This window comes from Actinomycetospora termitidis, assembly GCF_030286555.1.
Lineage (GTDB): Bacteria > Actinomycetota > Actinomycetes > Mycobacteriales > Pseudonocardiaceae > Actinomycetospora > Actinomycetospora termitidis.
Genome location: NZ_JASVWF010000003.1, coordinates 106492 through 130591, shown reverse-complemented (window position 1 = coordinate 130591; position 24100 = coordinate 106492). Strand labels below are relative to the sequence as shown.

The window sequence follows — 24100 nt, the reverse complement described above, 5'->3', positions numbered from 1 at the left end:
CGTGCGTCCGGGGCATCATGGGGGAGCAGGAGGAGACGATGACATCGGTGGCCGATCACTCGGTGCAGGCGCTGGTCGAGGAGCACAGCGGGCTGGAGGCGCGCCTCGCCGACCCCGACGTGCACGCCGACCAGGCGCTCGCGCGGCGGCTGGGGCGGCGCTACGCCGAGCTCGCGCCGATCGTCACCACCGCGGGTGAGCTGCAGCGGGCCGAGGCGGACCTCGCCGACGCCCGGGAACTCGCCGGTGAGGACCCCGCGTTCGCGACGGAGGCCGAGACGCTGGCCGCGTCCGTCGAGTCACTGCGCGCCCGGCTCGGTGAGCTGCTGGTGCCGCGCGACCCGGCGGACTCGCACGACGTCGTCGTCGAGGTGAAGTCGGGCGAGGGCGGCGAGGAGTCCGCGCTGTTCGCCGGCGACCTGCTGCGCATGTACTCGCGCTACGCCGAGCGGCGGGGGTGGAAGGTCGACGTGCTCTCCGCGACCGAGTCCGACCTCGGCGGGTTCAAGGACGTCACGGTCACCGTCACGGCGCCGGGCAACGACGCCGACGGCGTCTGGGCCTGGTTCAAGTACGAGGGCGGCGTGCACCGCGTGCAGCGGGTGCCGGTCACGGAGTCGCAGGGCCGGATCCACACGTCCGCCGCCGGGGTGCTGGTCTACCCCGAGGCCGACGAGGCCCCCGACGTCGAGATCGACGACAAGGACCTGCGCATCGACGTCTTCCGCTCCTCGGGCAAGGGCGGGCAGGGCGTCAACACCACGGACTCCGCCGTGCGGATCACCCACCTGCCCACCGGCGTCGTCGTGAGCTGCCAGAACGAGCGCTCACAGCTGCAGAACAAGGCCCGCGCGATGGAGGTCCTGCGCTCACGGCTGCAGGCGATCGCGGACGAGAAGCAGGCCGAGGCGGCGTCGGCCGACCGGCGCAGCCAGGTCCGCACCGTGGACCGCTCCGAGCGCGTGCGGACCTACAACTTCCCGGAGAACCGCATCTCGGACCACCGCATCGGCTACAAGTCCCACGACCTGGACCGGGTGCTCGACGGCGAGCTCGGTGGGGTCCTGGACGCGTTGCGTGCCGCGGACCGCGCCGAGCGCCTGGCGACGGCGGCGAGCGAGGAGGCCAGGGCATGACGGAGACGCAGCGGAGCGGAGCTCGACCATCATGACGGCGATGGGAACGACCCGGGTGACGCGGACGCGGGTGGCCGCCGCGGCGGTGACGCTGGCCGAGGCCGGCGTCGCGAGCCCGCGGGTGGACGCCGAGCTGCTCGCCGCGTCCGTGCTCGGCATCCCGCGGACCCGGCTGGTGCTGGCGCCCGACCTGGACGACGAGGCGTCGCGCCGGTTCGACCAGCTCGTGGACCGGCGCGCGGCGCGGGAGCCCCTGCAGCACCTGGTCGGGTCGGCGGTGCTCGGTCCGGTGTCGGTCGGGGTCGGGCCGGGGGTGTTCGTGCCGCGGCCGGAGACGGAGCTGTTGCTGACGGAGGCCGTCGCGGCGCTGCGCGCGACCGGGGAGCCTCGCGTCGTCGACCTCTGCACCGGCTCCGGCGCGCTGGCGCTCGCGATCGCGACCGCGCGGCCGGATGCGGAGGTGCACGCGGTCGAGGTCGATCCGGAGGCCCTGGCGTGGGCCGCGCGGAACCTGGCCGACGCCCGCGTGCGCCTGCACGAGGGCGACGTGACCGCGCCGGGGACGCTCGCCGCGCTCGACGGCACGGTCGACCTCGTCGTCGCGAACCCGCCGTACGTCCCGGAGGGCACGCCGGTGTCCGCGGAGGTCGACCACGACCCGGCGAACGCCGTCTTCGCCGGTCCCGACGGCCTCGCGGTGATCCGTCCGCTCGCGCTCACCGCGGCGCGGTTGCTGCGGCCGGGGGGACGGCTGGCGGTGGAGCACGACGAGTCGCACGCGCCGGAGGTGCTGGCGGTCCTCGAGGGAGCAGGGTTCACCGAGCTCGCGACGCGGATCGACCTCACCGGCCGGCCGCGGGTGGCGGTGGGCACACGGTCGCTACGGTCGGCGCCGTGACCACGTTCGACTGCCGCGTCCCCGACACCCGGTCGGCCGGGTTGGCGGCCGCCGCGTCCGCGGTCCGCAGCGGCCGGCTCGTCGTCGTGCCGACGGACACGTCCTACGGCGTCGGCGCGGACGCGTTCGACCAGGCGGCCGTGGCCGAGCTGCTCCGGGCGAAGCGTCGGGGGGCGGAGACGCCGGTGCCGGTGCTGGTCGGGAGCTGGTCGACGATCGACGGGCTGGTCACGGCGGTGCCGACCGCGGCCCGCGATCTCGTCGAGGCGTTCTGGCCCGGCGGTCTGAGCCTCGTCCTGCCGCACGCTCCCTCGCTGGCCTGGGACCTCGGGCGCACCCGCGGGACCGTCGTCCTGCGCATGCCGCTGCACCCCGTCGCCCTCGAGCTGCTGCGCGAGTGCGGGCCGATGGCCATCACCGGCGCGAACGCCGCCGGGAGGGGAGCGGTGCCACACACCTGCGCCGACGCGTACTCCCAGCTCGGTGACCTCGTGTCGGTCTACCTGGACGGCGGCGAACTCACCTCCGACGCCGGCTCGACGATCGTCGACCTCACCGGTTCCGAGCCGGTCGTCCGCCGCGAGGGCACTGTCACCACGGCGCAGATCGCGGAGGTCCTGGGCCGTCAGCCCGCGGTGGCGTGAACGGCTCCTATCATGGAACGGCGATGAACGAGCGGGTGACGGTCGAGAGCCACGGTCCGGACGACACGGCGCGCCTCGCGCGCGACCTGGCCCCCCACCTGCGCGCGGGCGACGCCCTGCTGCTCACCGGTGATCTCGCGGCCGGGAAGACGACGTTCACCAGCGCGCTCGTCGCGGCCCTGGGGTCGGACGCCGCCGTCACCAGCCCGACCTTCTCCCTCGCGAACTTCTACGACACCCCGGGGCTGCGGGTGCTGCACGTCGACACGTACCGCCTCGAGGACCTGGCCGAGTTCCGCGACCTCGGGCTCGACGAGTACCTCGACGAGGTGATCGCGGTGATCGAGTGGGCGGGGCTCGTCTCCTCGGAGTTCCCCGAGCCGCTGGACCTGACCTTCGCGAAGACCGGCGACACCGCGCGCACGATCACGCTGTCCGGGGCCGGGCGCTGGTCGACGGTCCTGGACGACCTGGCGGTACGGGCATGACCCTCACGCTCGCCGTCGAGACCTCCTCCCGCACCTACGGCGTCGCCCTCCTCGACGACGACACCGTGCTCGCGCAGGCCACGGCCGACCGCTCCGACCCCGGGTTCGTCGACGTCGGGGTGCTCGCGGGCTCGGTGATCGCGGACGCCGGGCGCACCGTCGCCGACCTGGACCGCCTCGCCGTCGACGTCGGCCCCGGCAACCTCGCCTCGGTCCGCGCCGGCATCGCCTACGTCAACGCGGTCGCCTTCGCCCGGGCGATCCCGGTGGTCGGTCTCGACGCCCTGACGCTGTTGACCGACGGGCCGACGCTGGCTCTGCGCCTGGCCGGCGGCTCCGCGGTGTACGCAGCGCTGACCCGCGCCGACGGGTCGGTCGCCACCCGCCACGGCGACCTCGCGGTCGTCGTGAAGGACCTCTTCCCGACGGCGGATGGGGCCACGAACGGGCCGTTCGTCACGGAAGAAGGTGACGAACGGCCCGTTCGTACGGTTCCCGTTGGTCCCGTCCGCGTTGCCGGCGCGAGACGGCCGCAGGCGCTCGCCCTGCTGGCCGAGCTCGGCGTCGACGCGACCGACGCGGAGATCGACGCGCCGTCCGTGGACGACCTGGTGCGGGCCCTGCGCCGCGGCGAGCACGACGCTCCGGTGGTCAGTGCCGCGCCGCTGACCGAGGCGAGCGTGCGGTTCCGGGGCGACGCGTGGGCGGCCGCCCGGGAGGCCCTCCTCGCCGGCGGAGTGGCCCTGCTGCCGACCGACACCGTCTACGGCCTGGCCGTGCACCCCGCGCGGCGGGACGCGATCGACGCGCTGTTCGCGCTCAAGGACCGGCCGCGCACGCGCGAGCTGCCGATCATGGTGGCCACGCCGGACGAGCTGCCGAGCCTGGGCGTGCAGGTCCCCGACACCGCCCGCCGCCTGCTCGGCGCCTTCTCCCCGGGGCCGATCACGGTGGCACTCGGCATCGACGACACCGCACCGCCGTGGCTCGCGGGCCGCGACGAGGTGGGTGTCCGCGTCCCCGCCGACCCCGACTTGCGGGCGCTGCTCTCCGACGTCGGCGCCCTGCTCGTCACCAGCGCGAACGCCCACGGCGAAGTGACGCACCAGGCGCCGGAGCCGATCCTCGCCCAGCTCGCCGGGCGTCCGGACGCGGTCGTGGACGGGGGCACCCGCTCGGGGGTGCCGTCCACCGTCGTGAACTGCCACCTGGACACCCCGCGCATCGAGCGCGAGGGCGCGATCCCGGCGGCCGAGATCGAGAGGGTGGTGCACGGTGGCTGACCTGATGCTCGGCATCGAGACCTCGTGCGACGACACCGGCGTCGCGATCGTCCGTCCCGACGGTTCGGTCGTCGCGTCCGCGGTCGCGAGCCAGGTCGAGCTGCACGACCGCTACGGCGGCGTCTACCCGGAGATGGCGAGCCGCGCGCACGTCGACGCGATCCTGCCGACCGTGCGCAAGGTCCTCGACGACGCGGGCCTCCGCCCGGACGACCTCACCGCCATCGGGGTGACCCGCGGCCCCGGCCTGATCGGCAGCCTCGTCGTCGGGACGAACTCCGCGGTCGGCCTGGGGGACGGGTGGGGGCTGCCGGTGTACGGCGTGAACCACCTGCGCGGGCACCTGCGCTCGGCCGACCTGGACGAACGACGGGTCACGTACCCGGCGATGCTGCTGCTGGTGTCCGGCGGGCACACGCTGCTGGCGCACGTGCAGGAATCCGGCGACGTGACGCTCGTCGGGTCGACCCGCGACGACTCGGTGGGGGAGGCCTACGACAAGGTCGCCCGCATGCTGGGCCTCGGCTACCCGGGTGGCCCGGCCATCGACCGGCTGGCGAGGACCGGCACCCCGGACGTCGACCTCCCGCGCCCGGCCAGGGACCTCGCGCTCGACTTCTCCTTCTCCGGGCTCAAGTCGGCGGTGTCGCGGTTCCTCGCGGCGAACCCGGAGCACCCACCGGAGAACGTGGCCGCGAGCTTCGTCGAGGCGTGCCTCGACGTGCTGCTCGCGAAGTGCCGGACCGCGCTCGCGCAGTACCCGAGCGAGTGCCTCGTCGTCGTCGGCGGCGTGGCCGCGAGCCCGCAGCTGCGGGAGCGCGCGGCCACGCTGTGCGACGAGAGCGGGGTGGCGCTGTGCCTCCCGCCGCTGCGCTGGTCCACCGACAACGGCGCGATGATCGGGCTGGCGGCGTGGGACTACCACGCCCGTGGCCTGCGAGAACGTCCGAGACCGGACACGTCGTTGACCATCGCGGACTGGTGACCGGCCACACAAAGACCCCGGCCGGGCCGTCGACCGGCGGGTAACGTCGGTCGGCGTCCGACTCCACCGATCTACAGCGAGGTATGAGCACCGTGGCGAGCACCGACCACTTCTGGGGCCCGGACTACCAGGCCCTGTCCGCCGTCGACCCCGAGATCGCGCAGGTCCTCGACGACGAGCTCGGTCGGCTCCGCGGCGGACTCCAGCTCATCGCGAGCGAGAACCTGACCAGTCCCGCCGTCCTGGCGGCGCTGGGCTCGACGCTGTCGAACAAGTACGCCGAGGGCTATCCGGGCCGCCGCTACTACGGCGGCTGCGAGGTGGTCGACCGCGCCGAGGAGATCGGCATCGAGCGCGCGAAGGCCCTGTTCGGCGCCGAGCACGCGAACCTGCAGCCGCACTCCGGCGCGAACGCGAACCTGGCGGTCTACGCGGCGTTCTGCCAGCCGGGCGACAAGGTGCTCGCGATGTCGCTGCCGCACGGCGGCCACCTCACGCACGGCGCCAAGGTCAGCTTCTCGGGCAAGTGGTTCGAGCCGGTGCCCTACACCGTCCGCGAGGACGACCACCTCATCGACTACGACCAGGTGCGCGACCTCGCCCTGGAGCACCGTCCCAAGATGATCGTCGCCGGGGCCACGGCCTACCCGCGGCTCATCGACTTCGAGAAGTTCCGGGCGATCGCCGACGAGGTCGGCGCGATCCTCTGGGTCGACGCCGCGCACTTCATCGGCCTCGTCGCCGGGCAGGCGATCCCCAGCCCGGTCCCGTACGCCGACGTCGTCACCTTCACCACGCACAAGGTCCTGCGCGGGCCGCGCGGCGGCATGCTGGTCTCGAAGGCCGAGCACGCGAAGGCCCTCGACAAGGCCGTGTTCCCGTTCCTCCAGGGCGGCCCGCTCATGCACGCGGTCGCCGGCAAGGCGGTGGCGCTGGCCGAGGCCGCGACGCCGGACTACCAGCAGTACGCCCGCACCGTCATCGACAACGCGCAGGCCCTGACCTCGAGCCTGGTCGAGCACGGCGTGCGCGCCATCTCCGGCGGCACCGACACCCACCTCTCGCTGCTCGACCTGCAGCCCCTCGGCGTCACCGGCAAGGAGGCCGAGGCCCGCAGCGGGCTGGCCGGGATCACGCTGAACAAGAACGCGATCCCCTACGACCCGCAGCCCCCGATGGTGGCCTCGGGCATCCGCGTGGGCTCCCCGTCGATCACCACCCAGGGCATGACGCCGGCCGAGATGCCGGAGGTGGCCCGCCTGATCGCCACCGCGGTGACCGCGGACGAGACCACCGAGGACGGCAAGCGCACGCTCGCCGACACCCGCGACGCGGTGTCCTCGCTGGTGGGGCGCTTCCCGGCCTACCCGCGCGGCTGACCTAGTCTGGCGACGTGGACCCGTCGCCACCGTTCGCCCCGCAGGGGCTGCCGATCCGGGAGTACCTCCTGGTGGCGCTCTGCGCGGCGGTGGTGACGTTCCTGGTCACCGGCGTCGTTCGGCGCCTCGCGATCCGCGCCGGGGCCATCGCGGTCCCGCGCGGTCGCGACGTCCACACCGTGCCCATCCCGCGCCTCGGCGGGGTCGCCATGTACGTCGGCGTCCTCGCCGGGGTGTTCGTGGCCTCGCAGCTCCCGGTGCTGCGGCGCGCCTTCGACTACTCCTCCGAGACCCGCGCGGTCATCGTCGCCGGGGGGCTCATCTGCCTCGTCGGCGCGCTCGACGACCGCTTCGGGGTCGACGCGCTCACCAAGCTCGCCGGGCAGGCGACCTCGGCCGGCGTGATGGTCCTGCTCGGCGTGCAGTGGCTCATCCTCCCCGTTCCCGACGGCGGGTCGGGCACGCTGCTCATCCTCGGGCCCGACCAGGGCGTGATCCTCACGGTGTTCCTCACCGTGGTCCTGGTGAACGCGATCAACTTCGTCGACGGCCTGGACGGGCTCGCGGCGGGCATCGGGCTGATCGCGTCCGTGGCGGTGCTCGCCTACTCGCTGGGTCTGCTCGACCAGCGCGACGGGGACGTCACCGCCTACCCGCCCGCGCTCATCGCCGCGGTGCTGGCGGGGGCCTGCGCGGGGTTCCTGCCGCACAACTTCCAGCCGGCGCGCATCTTCATGGGCGACTCCGGCTCGATGCTGATCGGCCTGATGCTCGCCGCCGCGACCACCACCGCGTCGGGCCGGATCACCTACTCCGACTCCGCGCCGCGCAACGCGGTCGCCCTGCTCGCGCCGATCGTCGTCGTCGCGGCCGTGGTGCTCGTGCCGCTGATCGACCTGCTGCTCGCGGTGGTGCGCCGCACCCGCGCGGGACGCAGCCCGTTCGCGCCGGACAAGATGCACCTGCACCACCGGCTGCTCGAGATCGGGCACTCGCAGCGCCGCGCGGTCCTGCTGATCTACCTGTGGGCCGGGGTCTTCGCGTTCGGCGCGGTCGCCCTCGCCCTCATCACCGACGTCTTCCTCGTGGTCGGGCTGGTCGCCCTGGGGCTGCTCGTCGCGGTGCTCGCCTCGGCGGTCCCGCGACTGCGCCGGGCGCGACGGGCCGCCTGACCGGCCGTTCACCCCCGCACCCCCGTCGTCACCACCCGGAGTCACGCATGGACGAGTCCCCACCCACCACCTCCCCCGAGGACCGCCTCGCCGAGGCCGTCGGCGCCCAGGTGCACGAGGTGAGCACCGCGATGCTCCGCGGCGGCCTCATCCCCGCGGTCGTGGTGGCCGTCGTCGTGGTGGTCGTCGGTGCCCTGGTCGCCGGCGGGTCCGGCGCCGGGACGACCCTCCTCGGTGCGGCCGTCGCCCTGGTGGTCTGCGCGCTGGGCCCGCTGGTGATGCGCTGGACCGCCCGGACCGCACCGCTGGTCGTCATGGGGGTCGCCATGATCAGCCTGGTGACCAAGCTGGCCGTGCTCGCGGTCCTGCTGATCGTGTTCGACCGGCTGGAGCTGGTCGACACGCGGATGTTCGCGCTGGCCCTGGGGCCGGTGGCGCTCGCCTTCGTCATCGGCGAGACGGTGGCCTTCGCCCGGGCCCGCATCCCCTCGATCGCCTCGTGAGGTTCGTCCGCTTCCGCACCCGATCGTGCTCCGTGTGACCTCCGACAGTCCGTAGTGGACGGTCGTGATCGTGCTGATACAGTGCGCGCGATGGCGCAGGACAGCCTCCGCGGTGATGCGGGTCGCACCTCCCCGGGTGGCCCCGCGCACCCACCGGTGGCCGAAGGATGGACCGTCCTGTCACACCTCCTGGCCGGTTTCCTCCTCCTCGGGGGGATCGGATGGGGGATCGACCTGCTTCTGGGTACACGCTGGGTGCTCCTCGTCGGCTTGTTGCTCGGCGGGGCAGCGTCCTTCGCCTTGATCTACATCCGCTACCTTTACGTCCCGCCGGACGCTCGTCCGGCCCAATCCCTCCCTCGTTCCGGTGATACGACCGGGCAGCAGGACCGGAAGGAGCCCGGGTGATCTCGTCGTTGCCGACGTGGCTGTCGCAGGCCCCTGAGCCGCCGGCCCCCGGCTTCAAGGCGCCGAGCGGTGAGGACTTCAACATCCCCCCGATGTTCGAGGGGGTGCCGGTCCTCGAGTACGTCGACAAGCCCGTCATCCAGCTGATCTTCAGCGTGGTGCTGATCCTCGCGTTCTTCGCGATCGCGACGCGTTCGGCGCAGTTGCTGCCGGGACGCACGCAGTGGCTGGCCGAGAAGTTCCACGTGATGGTGCGCGACTCCATCGCCCGCGACAACATCGGGCCGAAGTTCCGCAAGTACGTGCCCTACCTGGTGGCGCTGTTCGCCTTCCTGGTGGTGAACAACCTGTTCGGGATCATCCCGCTGATCCAGTTCCCGACGTTGTCGCACCCCGGCATGGCGTACGCCCTCGCCATTCTGACCTGGCTGATCTACAACATCGTCGGCATCCGCAAGCAGGGGTTCGGCGGCTACGTCCAGCTCATGGTCTGGCCCCCCGGCGTGCCGGGGTGGGTCCGCATCATCCTGACCCCGATCGAGTTCCTCTCGAACTTCATCCTGCGTCCCGTGACGCTCGCGTTCCGGTTGTTCGGGAACATGTTCGCGGGACACCTGCTCCTGCTGGTGTTCATCTTCGGTGCCGAGTACATGCTGCTCATCGCCGACTCGATCACGCTGAAGGTGCTCTCGCCGTTCGCCGCGATCATGGCGATCGTCTTCACCGGCTTCGAGGCCTTCGTCCAGCTGATCCAGGCCTACATCTTCACGATCCTCACGGCGTCCTACATCGGCGCCTCCCTGGCCGACGAGCACTAGCTCGCGGTCACACCACCGAACTTCGTCACACACCGCGAAAGGACGCTGGAATGCTCTCCGGAAACCTCAACGTCGTCGGTTACGGTCTCTCGGCCATCGGCCCGGGTATCGGCGTCGGCATCGTCTTCGCCGCCTTCATCAACGGCGTCGCCCGCCAGCCCGAGGCCCGCGGCCAGCTGCAGTCGATCGCCTTCATCGGCTTCGCCCTCTCCGAGGCGCTCGCCATCCTGGGCCTGGTCCTCGCCTTCGCCCTCCAGTGAGCCGACCCCCGCGCACCGCGGGCTGACTCCCGGACAGGCGGAGGAAGCACATGAACGTCATCGAGGTGGTGGCGCAGGAGGCCGGGGAACCGGGCGCCGCGCTGCCGCACCTGGCCGAGATCATCGTCGGTCTCGTCGCGTTCTCCGTGCTCGTGTTCATCGTCGGCAGGTACGCGTGGCCGATGCTCGTCCGGTCCCACGACCAGGACGTGACCCGGCTTCGCGACGGGATGGCACGCGCACAGTCCGAGCACGACGACGCCCAGGGCCAGCTCGAGCGCTCGCGCGCCCGGCTGGCCGAGGTCGACAACGAGGCCGCGCGGATCCGGGACGACGCCCGGGCCGACGCGGAACGCATCAAGTCCGACCTCGCGGACAACGCCTCCGAGGAGGCCGAGCGCATCAAGGGGCAGGGCCGGCAGAGCGTGGACGCGTCGCGGGCGCGCACGGTCTCCGAGCTGCGCTCCGAGGTCGGGGCGGGCTCGGTCGAGCTGGCGCGGCGCATCGTCGCCGCGTCGCTGTCCGACGACACCGCGAAGGGCCGCTCGGTCGACTCGTTCCTGGACAATCTGGATTCGATGGCCGGTCGGTCGAACGGCTCCGCGAACGGGGTGAACTCATGACGGCGGCGACGGCGGGCGTGGTGGCCGACTTCCGGGCCACCAGCCGGGAGTCGCTCCAGGGTGTCCGCCGCCGGTTCGACGAGGTCACGCGCGACGCGTCCTCGGGCGACCTGGTCACCACGGCCGAGCAGCTGGACGCCGTGTCCGACCTGCTCGACCGGGAGGCCGTGCTGCGGCGCACGCTGGCCGACTCGTCGACCGCCCCGGACGCCCGTGAGGGCCTGGCCGGCCGCATCTTCGACAACCAGGTCGGCCGCCCGGTCGCCGACGTCGTCAAGGGTGCGGTGGCCGCGTCGTGGTCCAACCCGGCGGACCTGGTCGCCGCCCTGCGGCTCGTGGCCCGGGAGTCGCTGCTCGCGGCCGCCGAGGCGGACGGCCGCCTGGACGCGGTGGAGGACGAGCTCTTCCGCCTCGGTCGCATCGTCGGTGCCGCCCCGGACCTCGAGCGGCTGCTGGGCAGCCCGACGGCGGACCCGGCCGGCAAGCAGAAGGTGCTCGACGACCTGCTCGAGAACAAGGCGGAGCCGATCACGCGCCGTCTCGCCGCGCAGCTCGTCGCGCACCCCCTCGCCCACCACGTCTCCACGGGGCTGGAGCGGCTGGCCGAGCTGGCCGCCGACCGGCGCCAGCGGTCCGTCGCCACGGTGCGCTCGGCGGTCGAGCTGTCCGCCGAGCAGCAGGAGCGGCTGGCCGGGGTCCTCGCGCGCATCTACGGGCGCGAGATCACCGTGCACCTGGAGGTCGACCCCGAACTCCTCGGCGGCCTGGTCATCCAGGTCGGCGACGAGGTCATCGACGGCAGCGCCGCGGGGCACCTCGACGACCTGGGCCGACGGCTCGGCTGAGCCGGGCGTCGGACCCCTCCTGTAGACATCATTACGTAGGACATCAAGCGAGAGCGGGAACCATGGCCGAGTTGACCATCTCCTCCGACGAGGTCCGCAGCGCGATCGAGGACTACGTGTCCTCCTACTCCGCGGACGCCTCCCGTCAGGAGGTCGGCATCGTCACCTCGACGGGTGACGGCATCGCGTACGTCGAGGGCCTGCCCTCGACCATGACCAACGAGCTGCTCGAGTTCCCCGGGGGCGTGCTGGGCCTGGCCCAGAACCTCGAGGAGCGCGAGATCGGCGTCGTCATCCTGGGCGAGTACGAGACCATCGAGGAGGGCCAGCAGGTCACGCGCACCGGCCGCGTCCTCTCCGTCCCGGTCGGCGACGCCTTCCTCGGCCGCGTGGTGAACCCGCTCGGCCAGCCCCTCGACGGACTCGGCGACATCGAGTCCGAGGAGAACCGGGTCATGGAGCTGCAGGCCGCCACGGTCGTGCAGCGCAAGGAGGTCAAGCAGCCGCTGCAGACCGGCATCAAGGCGATCGACGCCATGACGCCGATCGGCCGCGGCCAGCGCCAGCTGATCATCGGTGACCGCAAGACCGGCAAGACCGCGGTCTGCACGGACACGATCATCAACCAGCGCGAGGCCTGGGAGACCGGCGACCCGCAGCAGCAGGTCCGCTGCGTCTACGTCGCGGTCGGCCAGAAGGGCACCACGATCGCCGGTGTGCGGCAGGCCCTCGAGGAGGCCGGCGCGCTGGAGTACACGACGATCGTCGCGGCCCCGGCGTCCGACCCGGCGGGCTTCAAGTACATCGCCCCGTACGCCGGCTCGGCCATCGCCCAGCACTGGATGTACCAGGGCAAGCACTGCCTGATCATCTTCGACGACCTGTCGAAGCAGGCCGAGGCCTACCGCGCGATCTCGCTGCTGCTGCGCCGTCCGCCGGGCCGCGAGGCCTACCCGGGCGACGTCTTCTACCTGCACTCGCGGCTGCTCGAGCGCTGCGCGAAGCTCTCCGACGACCTCGGGGGCGGCTCGCTGACCGGCCTGCCGATCGTGGAGACCAAGGGCAACGACATCGCGGCCTACATCCCCACGAATGTCATCTCGATCACTGACGGGCAGTGCTTCCTCGAGTCCGACCTGTTCAACCAGGGCCAGCGGCCCGCGCTGAACGTCGGCAACTCGGTGTCCCGCGTCGGTGGTTCCGCGCAGATCAAGGCCATGCGCTCGGTCGCCGGCCGCCTGCGCGTGGAGCTGGCGCAGTACCGCGAGCTGGAGTCGTTCGCGGCCTTCGGCTCGGACCTCGACGCCACCTCGCAGGCCCAGCTCGACCGTGGTGCCCGCCTCATGGAGCTGCTCAAGCAGGGCCAGGGCGAGCCGTACCCGGTCGAGGAGGAGGTCGTCGGCATCTTCCTCGGCACCCGTGGTCACCTCGACTCGGTGCCGGTCGAGGACGTCGCGCGCTTCGAGTCGGAGTTCCTCGAGCACGTCCGCCGCGACGGCGGGGTGCTCGCGGAGATCCGCGACACCGGCCAGCTCTCGGACGAGAACGAGGACCGCCTCAACAAGGCCGTCTCCGAGTTCAAGAACCAGTTCGAGACGCGGGACGGCGAGAACCCGACCGACGACGGCGGCTCGGGCGAGCTCGCGACGGCCGAGGAGAAGTCCTCCGAGGACGAGTCCTCGTCCGACTCCTCCGACGCCTCCGAGTCCTCCGAGTCCTCCGAGCGGGAGAGCTAGGGCCGTCGCATGGCAGCCAATCTCCGCGTCCTGAGACGGCGCATCAAGTCGACCAAGAACATCGCCCAGATCACCAAGGCGATGGAGATGGTCGCGGCGTCGCGCATCTCGAAGGCGCAGGCCCGCGTCGAGGCGTCGCGGCCCTACGCCGACGAGTTCACCCACGTGCTGCAGACCGCGGCGCGGGCCGGCGCGAGCGACCACCCGTTGCTCACGCCGCGGGAGGAGCCGAAGCGCGTCGGCATCGTCGTCGTGACCTCCGACCGCGGGCTCTGCGGCGGCTACAACGCCAACGTCCTGCGCGAGACCGAGCGGCTCGTCCGGCGGGTGTCCGACGAGGGCAAGGAGTCCGTGCTCTTCGTCATCGGCGGCAAGGGCACCGCGTACTTCCGGTTCCGCAACCGCGAGATGGCCGGGCAGTTCACCGGCTTCTCCGAGGTGCCGGACTACGCGAACGCCGCCCACGCGGCCGACCACCTCACCGCGGCCTTCCTGGCCGGCGGTGAGGACGAGGTCTCGGTCGAGTGGGACGACGACGAGCACGCCGACTCCGGCGCCGACCGCAAGACGATGTTCCGGGCCCCGAAGGAGTCCGAGGGCATTCCGGGCATCGACGAGATCCACGTCGTCTTCACCCAGTTCCGCTCGATGCTGACCCAGAGCGCGATCTCGCTGCAGGTCGCGCCGCTGGACCTCGAGTCGGACGAGGAGTCGTCGGAGGACGAGGGCCGCTCGTCCTCGGCCGACTCCGGCGAGGGCGCCGAGCGGGAGGCGGAGTACGCCTTCGAGCCCGAGCCCGAGGTGCTCTTCGACAGCCTGCTGCCGAAGTACGTGCGGGCGCGGGTCTTCGCGGCCCTGCTCGACGCCGCGGCGTCCGAGTCGGCGGCGCGGCAGCGGGCGATGAAGGCCGCGACCGATAACGCCAACGATCTCGTCGACAACCTCGTCCGCGAGTCCAACCAGGCGCGGCAGGCCCAGATCACGCAGGAAATCAGCGAGATCGTCGGTGGCTCCGACGCGCTCGCCCAGTGAGCGAGCAGATGCCTCAGAGTCCTTGGGAGTGACCATGACCCAGTCCACCGCCACGGCCGAGTCCGGCCGCGACGAGCAGAAGTCCGGGGCCACCGGCCGGATCACCCGCATCCTGGGCCCCGTCGTCGACGTGGAGTTCCCGCGCGGCGAGGTGCCGGACCTGTTCAACGCCCTCAAGCTCCCGGTGGAGCTGAACGGCGAGGAGAAGACCCTGACCCTGGAGGTCGCCCAGCACCTGGGCGACAACCAGGTGCGCACGATCTCCATGCAGCCCACCGACGGCGTCGTCCGCGGCTCCGAGGTGCACGACACCACGAAGCCGATCTCGGTGCCGGTCGGTGACGTCGTCAAGGGCCACCTGTTCAACGCCCTCGGCGACTGCATGGACCAGCCCGGCTACGCCGAGGACGCCGAGCACTGGGGCATCCACCGGCCGCCGCCCCCCTTCGAGCAGCTCGAGGGCAAGACCTCGGTGCTCTGGACGGGCCTCAAGGTCGTCGACCTGCTGACCCCCTACGTCGAGGGCGGCAAGATCGGCCTGTTCGGCGGCGCCGGCGTCGGCAAGACCGTGCTCATCCAGGAGATGATCCAGCGCATCGCGCGGAACTTCGGTGGCACCTCGGTGTTCGCCGGCGTCGGCGAGCGCACCCGTGAGGGCAACGACCTCTGGGTCGAGCTCGACGAGGCGAACGTCCTCAAGGACACCGCCCTCGTCTTCGGGCAGATGGACGAGCCGCCGGGCACCCGCATGCGCGTCGCCCTGTCGGCCCTGACGATGGCGGAGTACTTCCGCGACGTGCAGGAGCAGGACGTCCTGCTGTTCATCGACAACATCTTCCGGTTCACGCAGGCCGGCCAGGAGGTCTCGACGCTGCTGGGCCGCATGCCCTCGGCGGTGGGCTACCAGCCGACCCTGGCCGACGAGATGGGTGAGCTCCAGGAGCGCATCACCTCGACCCGTGGCCGGTCGATCACCTCGATGCAGGCGATCTACGTCCCCGCCGACGACTACACCGACCCGGCGCCGGCCACCACGTTCGCCCACCTCGACGCCACCACGGAGCTCTCCCGTGGCGTGTTCGCCAAGGGCATCTTCCCCGCGGTGGACCCGCTGACGTCGACGTCGACGATCCTCGACGCGCAGTACATCGGCGAGGAGCACTACCGCGTGGCCCGCGAGGTCATCCGCATCCTGCAGCGGTACAACGACCTCCAGGACATCATCGCCATCCTCGGCATCGACGAGCTCTCCGAGGAGGACCGGCTCACCGTCGGTCGCGCCCGTCGCATCGAGCGCTTCCTCGGTCAGAACATGTACGCCGCCGAGCAGTTCACCGGGGAGCCCGGCTCCACGGTGGACGTCAAGGACACCGTCGAGGCCTTCGACAAGATCGCGAAGGGCGAGTACGACAACGCCCCGGAGCAGGCCTTCCAGATGTGCGGTGGCCTCGACGACGTCGAGGCGAACATCAAGAAGTACTCGGAGTAGACGTGGCCGAGATGCAGGTCGACGTCGTCGGCGTGGAGAAGAAGATCTGGTCCGGTGAGGCCAGCTTCGTCTCCGCCCGCACGGTCGAGGGCTCGATCGGGATCCTCCCCGGCCACGAGCCGCTCATCGCGGAGCTGCGCGAGAGCGGCGTGGTCCGGGTGGACCCGACCGACGGCGAGTCGTTCCACGTGGCGGCGTTCGGCGGGTTCCTGTCGGTGACCGCGGAGTCCGTCACCGTCCTCGCGGAGCTCGCCGAGCTGGCCTCGGAGATCGACGTGGCGCAGGCCAAGGACGATCTCCGGGAGGCCGAGAACTACATCGGCGAGTCCGACGACCAGGAGTGGCGCATCGCGCGCGACCGGGCCCGCGCCCGGCTCCAGGCCGCCGGCGAGTCGGTCGAGCAGTAGGAGCGCGCAGCGGGTGCAGGGCCGACCGAGGCACGGGGCATGACGACCGCCGGGATGTGGGTCGAGATCGTGCTCGTCGTGGTCGCGGCGGTCCTGCTCCTGGTCGCGCTCGTGGCGCTGCGGCGCCTGCAACAACTCCGGCGGGGCGGGGTGGACGTGGCCCTGCGCAGCGCCCTCCCCGCGGACGCCGAGTCCGCCGCCGACGACCAGCGCGGCTGGCACTCCGGCATCGCCCGCTACCGCGGCGACCAGTTCCGCTGGTACCGGGTCAGCGGCCTGCGCTCGGGCCCGAACGTGGTCCTGGACCGGTTCGACGTCGAGATCACCGACCGCCGCCCGCCGCGGCCGACCGAGCTGCACACCCCCGGGTCGACCGTCCTGCGCTGCCGCACCTCGGAGGGCACCTTCGAGCTCGCGATGGGCGGGGACGTGCTGACCGGCTTCTCGTCGTGGCTCGAGTCGACGCCACCCGGCCGCTCCACCGGGTACCGGCAGGCGAGTTGAGAACTCCGTCCGACTACTGACGGCCCGTGACGATCGTCACCCGCCAGGACATACTTCCGTTCCCGAAGGAACGAGAGGGGTCCGGGTGGGGACGACGCTGCGCATGCTCTGGGGGACCGCGCACCGCGAGGCGGTGGACCTGGCCGACCTGCGGGTCGTGGACTGGGCGGAGGAGATCGGGCGCCGCCACGTGTCCTCCCTGCCGGAGCGCGGCGCACGGGTCCGGGCGAGCGACGGGGGCCGGTTCGTGCTGGCCCGGGACCGCCACGACGCCCCGCGCGATCCGGAGATCACGGCCGCGGTCCGGCTCGACGTGGTCGACACCCGCGACGACGGCCGCCGGACCCGGACCCGGGTCCGCGCCTGGCGGGGCCCGGCGCCGCAGACCGACGAGGGCGTGGAGGCCTGGGTCCTCGTGGACGTGGAGGTCCTGGACCCTCCCGACGCCGACGCGGCCCACCCGACGGTGCCGGAGTTCGTCCCCGGGCTGCTCGCCCGCCTGCCCGGCGGTCGGGGCGGGACGCCGCTGCCGGCCTCGATCCTGCGCCTGCCCTCGGCGGCGGCCGTCGAGGACCTGATCCGGCCGGCCGGACGGGACGTCCCCGTCGTCGTGGTCGAGTCACCTCGTGACCCGGCGCCTTCGGCGCTCCGGGTGGTCGAGACCGCGGCGCACCAGGCCGCGCGGGCGCTCGCCGGGATCGCGGTCGTCGTCCTGGCCCCTGCGGGCGCGAACCCCGGCGCGATGGTCCTCCAGGTCCCGTCGGCCCCCGGGTACCTCGTCGGGGCCGAGCGGGTCGCGCGGCCGGGGGAGGCGGCGCGGACGGCCCGGGAGCTCCTCGGGCCGCGGTCGGCGGACGTCGCCCTCCCACGCACCGCCCTGCAGGCGCTGGACCGGCTCGGGCCGCAGGTCCCCGACGAGCTCGTCGAGAAGATGGCCGAGGTGCCGCGCGACCGCTACCCGTTCGCGCCCTGAGCGTCCTGCTGCGCCTCCGGCCCGCCCGGCTGCCACAGCACGTCCCCGCCCGGGTTCGCGACCCGCCCGAGGATGAACAGCAGGTCGGAGAGCCGGTTGAGGTAGCGGGCCGGGAGCGGGCCGGTGCGCTCCGGGTCGGCCTCGAGCACGGCCCAGGTGCTCCGCTCCGCCCGCCGGCACACCACCCGCGCCACGTGCAGGTACGCCGCGCCGGGGGTGCCGCCGGGGAGGATGAACGAGTTCAGCTTCTCGAGCTCGTCGTTGAACTCGTCGCACCAGCCCTCGAGCCGCTCGACCTGCCTCTCGGTCACCCGCAACGGCGGGTACTCCGGGTCCTCGACGACGGGGGTGGCGAGGTCGGCCCCGACGTCGAACAGGTCGTTCTGGATCTGCCGCAGCGGCCCGACGAGACGCTCGGGCAGGTTCCCGACGGCGAGCGCGACCCCGATCGCGGCGTTGGCCTCCTCGGAGTCCGCGTAGGCCCCGAGGCGCGGGTGGGTCTTGGGCACCCGGGAGAAGTCGGACAGGCCGGTCGTCCCGTCGTCGCCGGTGCGCGTGTAGATGCGGGTCAGGTGCACGGCCATGGGCCGAGTCTAGGTGGACGCGCGCCGCCCGCCCTGGCCGTCGTGCGTCGGGGTGCCCCCGGTAGCGTCGCGGAGCGTGAACGAGCACTTCGTCGTGCGACCGGCCGGTTCCCTCGCGGGCACCGTGGACGTCGTCGGCGCCAAGAACAGCGTGCTCAAGCTGATGGCCGCGGCGCTGCTTGCCGAGGGCCGGACGACGATCACGAACTGTCCGCAGATCCTCGACGTGCCGCTGATGGGCGACGTGCTGCGCAGCCTGGGCTGCGAGGTCTCGGTCGACGGCGACACGGTCGTCATCGACGTCCCCGCGGAGCTGAACCCGGAGGCCGACTACCGCTCGGTCTCGCGCCTGCGTGCCTCGGTCTGCGTGCTCGGGCCGCTGGTCGCGCGGTGCCGGCGGGCCGTCGTGCCGCTGCCCGGGGGTGACGCGATCGGCTCGCGGCCCCTCGACATGCACCAGGCCGGCCTGCGGCTGCTCGGCGCCCGGTCGGAGATCTCGCACGGCAGCGTGGTGGCCGAGGCGGGCGACGAGGGTCTGCGCGGCGCGCAGATCTGGCTGGACTTCCCGTCGGTCGGTGCCACCGAGAACATCCTCATGGCCGCGGTGTTCGCCGAGGGCACGACCGTCATCGACAACGCCGCCCGCGAGCCCGAGATCGTCGACCTGGTCCGCATGCTGCAGGAGATGGGTGCCAAGATCTCCGGCGGCGGCACCTCCACCCTCACCGTGCACGGCGGCGCCGAGCTGACGCCGACCGCGCACCGCGTGATCGGCGACCGCATCGTCGGCGCCACCTGGGCGTTCGCGGCCGTGATGACCGGTGGCGACGTGACCGTGCGCGGCGTCGACCCGCACCACCTGGACCTGGTGCTCGACAAGCTCTCCCAGGCCGGCGCGACCACGGAGACGGTGCCCGAGGGCTTCCGGGTGCGGGGCAACGGCCGGCCGAACTCGGTGGACTGGGTGACGCTGCCCTACCCGGGCTTCGCGACCGACCTGCAGCCGATGGCGATCGCGCTCTCCGCGATCTCCGAGGGCACCTCGATGATCACCGAGAACATCTTCGAGGGACGGTTCCGCTTCGTCGAGGAGATGGTCCGCCTCGGCGCGGACGCCCGGACGGACGGGCACCACGCCGTGGTCCGCGGCGTCGAGCGGCTCTCCAGTGCGCCGGTGTGGGCCTCGGACATCCGCGCCGGCGCCGGGCTGGTCCTGGCCGGGCTGGTGGCCGACGGGGACACCGAGGTCTGGGACGTCGCCCACATCGACCGCGGCTACCCGCTGTTCGTCGAGAACCTCCGCGCGCTCGGCGGGGACGTGCAGCGGGTGAACGCGCCGCCGCAGCGCTGACCTCACATGCGGAGCACGACCCGGGCGTCGTCGGCGTCGCCCGGGAACACCAGCAGGTTCCAGCCGTCCGTGCCGTGCGCGATCGTGGCGCGCACCTTCTCCCGGGCGAGCCGGGCGGCGAGGATCTCGGCCGCGTCCCGGGTGGGCACGGTCGCTACCGTCTCGAGCAACCCGACGTCGCCACCCTCGCTGGGCATCGCGCCCTTCGGGCCGGAGCCGAACGTGTAGCGCAGGAAGCCGGCCAGCAGGATGACAACCGCGATCGCCGTCAGGATCTCGCCGATGGAACCGACCATCCGGCCATCGTGACCGATCCTGTGAAAAGCAGCATGTGCAGCGTCGTCGCGACCCGCCGGTAACCTCGGCGGGTCCGGACCCTGCTCGGAGGTTCACCCATGCCGTACCCGACCGACGACTCGCGCGACCGTCCCTGGGTCATGCGGACCTACGCCGGGCACTCGTCCGCGAAGGCCTCCAACGAGCTCTACCGTCGCAACCTGGCCAAGGGGCAGACGGGCCTGTCGGTCGCCTTCGACCTGCCGACGCAGACCGGCTACGACCCCGACGACGAGCTCGCGCGCGGGGAGGTCGGCAAGGTCGGCGTGCCGGTGTCGCACCTCGGCGACATGCGGGCGCTGTTCGACCAGATCCCGCTGCACGAGGCCAACACCTCGATGACGATCAACGCGACCGCCATGTGGCTGCTCGCGCTCTACGTCTCCGTGGCCGACGAGCAGGCCGAGGCCGATGGGCGCGACCCGCAGGCGGAGCGGGCGAAGCTCGCGGGCACGACGCAGAACGACATCGTCAAGGAGTACCTCTCGCGCGGGACGTACGCGTTCCCGCCGGCCCCGAGCGTCCGGCTGATCACCGACACCATCGCGTGGACGGTCCTCAAGGTCCCGAAGTGGAACCCGATCAACATCTGCAGCTACCACCTGCAGGAGGCCGGGGCCACGCCGACGCAGGAGGTCGCCTACACGATCTCCACCGCGATCGCGGTGCTCGACGCCGTCCGGGACTCGGGCCAGGTGCCCGAGGCCGACTTCGGCAAGGTCGTCGGGCGCATCTCGTTCTTCGTCAACGCGGGCCTGCACGTCATCGAGGAGATCTGCAAGCTGCGGGCCTTCGCGCAGCTGTGGGACGAGCTGTGCCGCGAGCGCTACGGCGTCACGGACGAGAAGCTGCGCCGCTTCCGCTACGGCGTGCAGGTCAACTCGCTGGGCCTCACCGAGGCGCAGCCGGAGAACAACGTCCAGCGCATCGTGCTGGAGATGCTCGCGGTGACGCTGTCCAAGGACGCCCGTGCCCGCGCCGTGCAGCTCCCGGCGTGGAACGAGGCGCTCGGCCTGCCGCGGCCCTGGGACCAGCAGTGGGCGCTGCGGATGCAGCAGGTGCTCGCCTACGAGACCGACCTGCTCGACTACGACGACATCTTCGCCGGCTCCCACGTCATCGAGACGAAGACCGCGTCGATCATCGAGGGCGCCCGCGCCGAGATCGCGAAGGTCGCCGAGATGGGCGGGGCGGTCGCCGCGGTCGACTCCGGCTACATGAAGTCCCAGCTGGTCAGCTCGCTCGCCGCGCGACGGCTGCGCCTGGAGTCCGGCGAGGACACCGTCGTCGGCGTCAACAAGTTCACCTCCACCGAGCCCAGCCCGCTGCAGGCCGAGGGGGCCGACGCGATCTTCGTCGTCGACAAGGAGGTCGAGGAGCAGGCCCGCGAGGCGGTCGCCGCCTGGCGCGCCAACCGGGACGACGACGCCGTGAAGGCCGCCCTGGAGCAGCTCACCACCGCCGCGGGCGGCACCGAGAACCTCATGGACGCGACGCTCGCCTGTGCGAAGGTCGGTGTGACGACGGGGGAGTGGGCCGGGGCGCTGCGCTCGGTCTACGGCTCCTACCGGGCCCCGACCGGGGTGACCGCGGCCTCGTCGTCGGGATCGAGCGCGCCGGGGTCCGAGACTCCCGACGGCGAGCCGACCGAGCTCGAGCAGGTCCGCGAGCGGGTGCGTCGCACGGCGGAGGACCTCGGGGTGTCCGCCCTGCGGATGCTGGTCGGCAAGCCTGGGCTCGACGGGCACTCCAACGGCGCCGAGCAGATCGCCGTCCGGGCCCGCGACGCCGGGTTCGAGGTCATCTACCAGGGCATCCGCCTGACCCCCGCCGAGATCGTCGCGGCCGCGGTGCAGGAGGGCGTGCACGTCGTCGGGCTGTCGATCCTCTCCGGGTCGCACCTCGAGGTGATCCCCGCCGTGCTCGACGGTCTCGCCCGCGCGGACGCCGCCGACATCCCGGTGGTCGCGGGCGGGATCATCCCGCCCGCGGACGCCGAGCAGCTGCAGCGTCTCGGGGTGCACCGCGTGGTGACGCCGAAGAGCTACTCGCTGACCGGGATCATGGGCGAGTTCGTCGACGTCATCCGCGAGGTGCACGGGCTGGACGCCGACCGGGAGGCCGCCCAGGCCTAGCCGGCCATGCGGAACGTGTCGCGGGCGGTGGTGAGAACCCCGGCGTCGCGGGCCGCGTCGTCGGTCGAGACCGTGAGCAGGCACGCCCGGCCCGGGCCGGCGAGCCCGGCGACCTGCTGCACGGTCAGCGTCCGGCCGTTGCCGGTGCTGCGGTAGGTGCCCGATACGCGCGGTCCGGCGGGCCCGGTGGCCGGCAGGACGGTGAACTCCGGGGCCTCGACCGGGGCGCCGCTGCCCTGCAGGGCCTCCCGGGCCTCGGCCGCGAGCTGGGGCAGGTCCCGCGACTGCACGAGGGTGCAGTAGCCGCCCGCCGTCGGGGAGTAGCCCTGACGCCGGTCGACCGCGAGCACGCCCGCGCCCTGCCCGATCGCCCGCGCCAGCGGCGGGACCGCCGCGGCCTCCGGGGCGGACGCGGGCACGTCGGCGAAGCGGGCCGGCACCTCGACCGAGAACATTCCGCGGGCCGGCGTGAGCACCCGGTTGCCGGTGAGGTCGGACGGGACGGCCGGCGTCGTCGTCGACGACGGAGGTGGAGGGGGACCCCCGGTCGCGCAGCCCGTGACGAGCAGCGCGAGCGCGGCGAGGAGCAGGACGAGTCGCATGGCGGTGATCGTGACGGCCGGGTCGTCATCGTGGTGGCCGTTCGGGAGACGTCGATGACGCGCCGGGTCATCGTCGCGGGCCGGCCGGGTGCGGCAGGCTGCTGCGGTGGCCGACGACCTGCTCTCGCTCATGCCGTTCGCCCGCCGGCTCGGGATCGAGCTGACGACGGCGGGTCCCGAGGAGGTCGTCGGGACCCTCGCGTACGCCGACGACCTCACGACCGCGCGCGGCCTGATGCACGGTGGGGCGCTGATGAGCCTGGCCGACACCGTCGGGGCCGTGTGCGCCTACCTGGGCCTGCCCGAGGGCGCCTCGACCGCGACCACCCAGTCGTCGACGAACCTGCTCCGTGGCGTGCGCGGCGGCACCGTCACCGCCGTGGCGCGGCCCGTGCACCGCGGGCGCTCGCAGGTGGTCGTGCAGACCGATCTGCACGACGACGAGGGTCGGCTCGTGGCTCGCACGACCCAGACCCAGGCGGTGCTCTAGGAGTCGCTCTCGTCGTCCTTGGACTCGCCGCGCCGCTTGAGGAACGAGAACCCGGGGATGCCGTCGATGGCGTTGCGGAGGTCCTTCGTGACCTCGAGCAGCTCGTTGAGGTCCGGTCCGACGCGGTCGAGGGTCTCCAGGATCGGCAGGATGTCCTCGGACATGTGGTGCGCGAGGGCCGGGAGCTCGTCGACCAGGCGGATGGCCGCGTCGATCTCCTCGGGGGCGAGGTCGTCGACGAAGCGCTGGGTCAGCGGGGCGGCCCGCTCCAGCATCGGGCGGTAGAGGTCCAGCAGCTCCTGGGCGCTGCGGCTCGTCGCGCCGGCGGAGGACATGACCTCGTCCGCGCCCTTGGTGATCTCCCGGGCCTGCGTGACGACCTCGTCCGCGCCGCCGGTGATCGACCGCGCCGAGTCGACCACCTCGCTCGCGCCGGAGGTGATGGTGCGGGCCTGGGTGACGACCTCGTTGGCCCCGGTGGTGATGTCCCGCGCGGATCCGACGACCTCGCTCGCGCCGGAGGTGATCGCGCGGGCGTCGTCGACGACGGAGGAGGCCCCGCTGGTGATCTCGCGGGCCTGGGTGACCACCTCGTTGGCCCCGGTGGTGATCTCGCGCGCGGATCCGACGACGTCGTTCGCGCCGGAGGTGATGGTGCGGGCTTGAGCGACGACCTCGTTGGCCCCGCTGGTGATGTCGCGGGCCTGCGTGACCACCTCGTTGGCCCCGGTGGTGATCTCCCGCGCGGACCCGACGACCTCGTTCGCGCCCCGGGTGATCGTCCGCGCCTCGCCGATGACGCCCTCGATCTCGCCGACGATGCCCTCGGCCCGGTCGAGCAGGCCGTCGACCCGGGTCGCTATCCCGTCCAGGCGGCCCACCAGTCGGGTCACCTCGCCGAGCAGCGTCCCGACCTGCTCCGGCAACCGGGCGCCGACCGCTGCGACCTCCGCGGTGAACGAGAGCGCCTCGGACGGGGTGGGGACGGCGAGCGGGCCGAGACGCACGAGCGGCATGAC

26 protein-coding genes are annotated in these 24100 nt (G+C 72.6%); 22 read left to right on the top strand and 4 right to left on the bottom strand.

Annotated elements, in window-relative coordinates:
* The first annotated feature begins 47 nt into the window (after positions 1-47).
* From prfA to QRT03_RS13990, 19 genes are all read left to right on the top strand, one after another.
* The gene (gene prfA, locus QRT03_RS14080; RefSeq protein WP_286053497.1) at positions 48-1136 is read left to right on the top strand and encodes a peptide chain release factor 1; all 1089 of its coding nucleotides are present in this window, start codon (positions 48-50) and stop codon (positions 1134-1136) included.
* Positions 1137-1176: 40 nt separating this feature from the next.
* Positions 1177-2034: a peptide chain release factor N(5)-glutamine methyltransferase gene (gene prmC, locus QRT03_RS14075; protein ID WP_286053496.1), complete on the top strand. Its 858-nt coding sequence runs from the start codon at positions 1177-1179 to the stop codon at positions 2032-2034.
* A complete protein-coding gene (locus QRT03_RS14070; RefSeq protein ID WP_286053495.1) occupies positions 2031-2678 on the top strand; it encodes an L-threonylcarbamoyladenylate synthase in 648 nt (215 codons plus the stop codon). The genes prmC and QRT03_RS14070 overlap by 4 nt, the downstream gene beginning before the upstream one ends.
* 23 nt (positions 2679-2701) lie before the next feature.
* Positions 2702-3166 (top strand): tRNA (adenosine(37)-N6)-threonylcarbamoyltransferase complex ATPase subunit type 1 TsaE, encoded by a 465-nt coding sequence (gene tsaE / locus QRT03_RS14065; protein ID WP_286053494.1) that lies wholly within the window; start codon positions 2702-2704, stop codon positions 3164-3166.
* On the top strand, positions 3163-4449 hold the full coding sequence (locus QRT03_RS14060; RefSeq protein ID WP_286053493.1) for an L-threonylcarbamoyladenylate synthase: 1287 nt from the start codon (positions 3163-3165) through the stop codon (positions 4447-4449). The genes tsaE and QRT03_RS14060 overlap by 4 nt, the downstream gene beginning before the upstream one ends.
* Positions 4442-5434 (top strand): tRNA (adenosine(37)-N6)-threonylcarbamoyltransferase complex transferase subunit TsaD, encoded by a 993-nt coding sequence (gene tsaD, locus QRT03_RS14055; RefSeq protein ID WP_286053492.1) that lies wholly within the window; start codon positions 4442-4444, stop codon positions 5432-5434. The genes QRT03_RS14060 and tsaD overlap by 8 nt, the downstream gene beginning before the upstream one ends.
* Before the next feature lie 83 nt (positions 5435-5517).
* Positions 5518-6813 carry a serine hydroxymethyltransferase gene (locus QRT03_RS14050; RefSeq protein ID WP_286053491.1) on the top strand — a complete coding sequence of 432 codons (1296 nt, stop codon included), beginning with the start codon at positions 5518-5520 and terminating at the stop codon, positions 6811-6813.
* A 14-nt stretch (positions 6814-6827) separates the two neighbouring features.
* Positions 6828-7985: a glycosyltransferase family 4 protein gene (locus QRT03_RS14045; RefSeq protein ID WP_286053490.1), complete on the top strand. Its 1158-nt coding sequence runs from the start codon at positions 6828-6830 to the stop codon at positions 7983-7985.
* 47 nt (positions 7986-8032) lie between these two features.
* Positions 8033-8488, top strand: a complete 456-nt coding sequence (locus QRT03_RS14040; protein ID WP_286053489.1) for a Cg1360 family ATP-synthase-associated protein — start codon at positions 8033-8035, stop codon at positions 8486-8488.
* Positions 8489-8892: 404 nt separating this feature from the next.
* Positions 8893-9714: a F0F1 ATP synthase subunit A gene (gene atpB, locus QRT03_RS14035; protein WP_286053488.1), complete on the top strand. Its 822-nt coding sequence runs from the start codon at positions 8893-8895 to the stop codon at positions 9712-9714.
* 50 nt (positions 9715-9764) lie between these two features.
* Positions 9765-9974, top strand: a complete 210-nt coding sequence (gene atpE / locus QRT03_RS14030) for an ATP synthase F0 subunit C (RefSeq protein WP_018335035.1) — start codon at positions 9765-9767, stop codon at positions 9972-9974.
* A gap of 50 nt (positions 9975-10024) precedes the next feature.
* A complete protein-coding gene (atpF, locus tag QRT03_RS14025) occupies positions 10025-10597 on the top strand; it encodes a F0F1 ATP synthase subunit B (protein WP_286053487.1) in 573 nt (190 codons plus the stop codon).
* Positions 10594-11442 carry a F0F1 ATP synthase subunit delta gene (locus tag QRT03_RS14020; RefSeq protein ID WP_286053486.1) on the top strand — a complete coding sequence of 283 codons (849 nt, stop codon included), beginning with the start codon at positions 10594-10596 and terminating at the stop codon, positions 11440-11442. The genes atpF and QRT03_RS14020 overlap by 4 nt, the downstream gene beginning before the upstream one ends.
* Before the next feature lie 62 nt (positions 11443-11504).
* The gene (gene atpA / locus QRT03_RS14015; RefSeq protein WP_345783252.1) at positions 11505-13178 is read left to right on the top strand and encodes a F0F1 ATP synthase subunit alpha; all 1674 of its coding nucleotides are present in this window, start codon (positions 11505-11507) and stop codon (positions 13176-13178) included.
* A 9-nt stretch (positions 13179-13187) separates the two neighbouring features.
* Positions 13188-14210, top strand: a complete 1023-nt coding sequence (locus QRT03_RS14010; RefSeq protein ID WP_286053485.1) for a F0F1 ATP synthase subunit gamma — start codon at positions 13188-13190, stop codon at positions 14208-14210.
* 34 nt (positions 14211-14244) lie between these two features.
* A complete protein-coding gene (gene atpD / locus QRT03_RS14005) occupies positions 14245-15699 on the top strand; it encodes a F0F1 ATP synthase subunit beta (RefSeq protein ID WP_286053484.1) in 1455 nt (484 codons plus the stop codon).
* A gap of 2 nt (positions 15700-15701) precedes the next feature.
* The gene (locus QRT03_RS14000) at positions 15702-16106 is read left to right on the top strand and encodes a F0F1 ATP synthase subunit epsilon (RefSeq protein WP_286053483.1); all 405 of its coding nucleotides are present in this window, start codon (positions 15702-15704) and stop codon (positions 16104-16106) included.
* 39 nt (positions 16107-16145) lie between these two features.
* On the top strand, positions 16146-16610 hold the full coding sequence (locus tag QRT03_RS13995; protein ID WP_286053482.1) for a DUF2550 domain-containing protein: 465 nt from the start codon (positions 16146-16148) through the stop codon (positions 16608-16610).
* Between the two features lie 85 nt (positions 16611-16695).
* Entirely contained in the window at positions 16696-17583 is an 888-nt protein-coding gene (locus tag QRT03_RS13990) for a hypothetical protein (RefSeq protein WP_286053481.1), read from the top strand.
* Here QRT03_RS13990 and QRT03_RS13985 read toward each other — a convergent pair.
* Entirely contained in the window at positions 17565-18167 is a 603-nt protein-coding gene (locus tag QRT03_RS13985) for a cob(I)yrinic acid a,c-diamide adenosyltransferase (RefSeq protein ID WP_286053480.1), read from the bottom strand. The genes QRT03_RS13990 and QRT03_RS13985 overlap by 19 nt on opposite strands.
* A gap of 76 nt (positions 18168-18243) precedes the next feature.
* Here QRT03_RS13985 and murA point away from each other — a divergent pair, with 76 nt between their 5' ends.
* Positions 18244-19518, top strand: coding sequence for a UDP-N-acetylglucosamine 1-carboxyvinyltransferase (gene murA, locus QRT03_RS13980; protein ID WP_286053479.1), 1275 nt, complete (start codon positions 18244-18246; stop codon positions 19516-19518).
* Positions 19519-19520: 2 nt separating this feature from the next.
* Here the strand turns inward: murA and QRT03_RS13975 are convergent, their stop codons facing one another.
* Complete coding sequence (locus QRT03_RS13975) at positions 19521-19814, bottom strand: hypothetical protein (RefSeq protein ID WP_286053478.1); 294 nt, start codon at positions 19812-19814, stop codon at positions 19521-19523.
* Between the two features lie 99 nt (positions 19815-19913).
* On the opposite strand from QRT03_RS13975, the gene QRT03_RS13970 reads away from it, so the two are divergent.
* Complete coding sequence (locus QRT03_RS13970; RefSeq protein ID WP_286053477.1) at positions 19914-21989, top strand: protein meaA; 2076 nt, start codon at positions 19914-19916, stop codon at positions 21987-21989.
* On the opposite strand, the gene QRT03_RS13965 is transcribed toward QRT03_RS13970, so the two are convergent.
* The gene (locus tag QRT03_RS13965) at positions 21986-22591 is read right to left on the bottom strand and encodes a hypothetical protein (protein ID WP_286053476.1); all 606 of its coding nucleotides are present in this window, start codon (positions 22589-22591) and stop codon (positions 21986-21988) included. The two genes, QRT03_RS13970 and QRT03_RS13965, sit on opposite strands and share 4 nt — an antisense overlap.
* 130 nt (positions 22592-22721) lie before the next feature.
* Here QRT03_RS13965 and QRT03_RS13960 point away from each other — a divergent pair, with 130 nt between their 5' ends.
* Positions 22722-23081: a PaaI family thioesterase gene (locus QRT03_RS13960; protein ID WP_286054363.1), complete on the top strand. Its 360-nt coding sequence runs from the start codon at positions 22722-22724 to the stop codon at positions 23079-23081.
* Here QRT03_RS13960 and QRT03_RS13955 read toward each other — a convergent pair.
* Positions 23078-24097: a hypothetical protein gene (locus QRT03_RS13955; protein ID WP_286053475.1), complete on the bottom strand. Its 1020-nt coding sequence runs from the start codon at positions 24095-24097 to the stop codon at positions 23078-23080. The two genes, QRT03_RS13960 and QRT03_RS13955, sit on opposite strands and share 4 nt — an antisense overlap.
* Positions 24098-24100 lie beyond the last annotated feature (3 nt).

What these genes read in the sequence shown, in the direction of transcription:
- QRT03_RS13970 (WP_286053477.1), top strand. Translation starts at nt 19,914, where the DNA reads ATGCCGTACCCGACCGACGACTCGCGCGACCGTCCCTGGGTCATGCGG.
- QRT03_RS14020 (WP_286053486.1), top strand. Translation starts at nt 10,594, where the DNA reads ATGACGGCGGCGACGGCGGGCGTGGTGGCCGACTTCCGGGCCACCAGC.
- atpA (WP_345783252.1), top strand. Translation starts at nt 11,505, where the DNA reads ATGGCCGAGTTGACCATCTCCTCCGACGAGGTCCGCAGCGCGATCGAG.
- prmC (WP_286053496.1), top strand. Translation starts at nt 1,177, where the DNA reads ATGGGAACGACCCGGGTGACGCGGACGCGGGTGGCCGCCGCGGCGGTG.
- QRT03_RS14010 (WP_286053485.1), top strand. Translation starts at nt 13,188, where the DNA reads ATGGCAGCCAATCTCCGCGTCCTGAGACGGCGCATCAAGTCGACCAAG.
- QRT03_RS13975 (WP_286053478.1), bottom strand. Translation starts at nt 19,814, where the DNA reads ATGGTCGGTTCCATCGGCGAGATCCTGACGGCGATCGCGGTTGTCATC.
- tsaE (WP_286053494.1), top strand. Translation starts at nt 2,702, where the DNA reads ATGAACGAGCGGGTGACGGTCGAGAGCCACGGTCCGGACGACACGGCG.
- QRT03_RS13955 (WP_286053475.1), bottom strand. Translation starts at nt 24,097, where the DNA reads ATGCCGCTCGTGCGTCTCGGCCCGCTCGCCGTCCCCACCCCGTCCGAG.
- QRT03_RS13960 (WP_286054363.1), top strand. Translation starts at nt 22,722, where the DNA reads ATGCCGTTCGCCCGCCGGCTCGGGATCGAGCTGACGACGGCGGGTCCC.
- QRT03_RS13985 (WP_286053480.1), bottom strand. Translation starts at nt 18,167, where the DNA reads ATGGCCGTGCACCTGACCCGCATCTACACGCGCACCGGCGACGACGGG.
- QRT03_RS13965 (WP_286053476.1), bottom strand. Translation starts at nt 22,591, where the DNA reads ATGCGACTCGTCCTGCTCCTCGCCGCGCTCGCGCTGCTCGTCACGGGC.
- atpD (WP_286053484.1), top strand. Translation starts at nt 14,245, where the DNA reads ATGACCCAGTCCACCGCCACGGCCGAGTCCGGCCGCGACGAGCAGAAG.
- QRT03_RS13995 (WP_286053482.1), top strand. Translation starts at nt 16,146, where the DNA reads ATGACGACCGCCGGGATGTGGGTCGAGATCGTGCTCGTCGTGGTCGCG.
- QRT03_RS14050 (WP_286053491.1), top strand. Translation starts at nt 5,518, where the DNA reads ATGAGCACCGTGGCGAGCACCGACCACTTCTGGGGCCCGGACTACCAG.
- atpF (WP_286053487.1), top strand. Translation starts at nt 10,025, where the DNA reads ATGAACGTCATCGAGGTGGTGGCGCAGGAGGCCGGGGAACCGGGCGCC.
- QRT03_RS14060 (WP_286053493.1), top strand. Translation starts at nt 3,163, where the DNA reads ATGACCCTCACGCTCGCCGTCGAGACCTCCTCCCGCACCTACGGCGTC.
- QRT03_RS14040 (WP_286053489.1), top strand. Translation starts at nt 8,033, where the DNA reads ATGGACGAGTCCCCACCCACCACCTCCCCCGAGGACCGCCTCGCCGAG.
- atpE (WP_018335035.1), top strand. Translation starts at nt 9,765, where the DNA reads ATGCTCTCCGGAAACCTCAACGTCGTCGGTTACGGTCTCTCGGCCATC.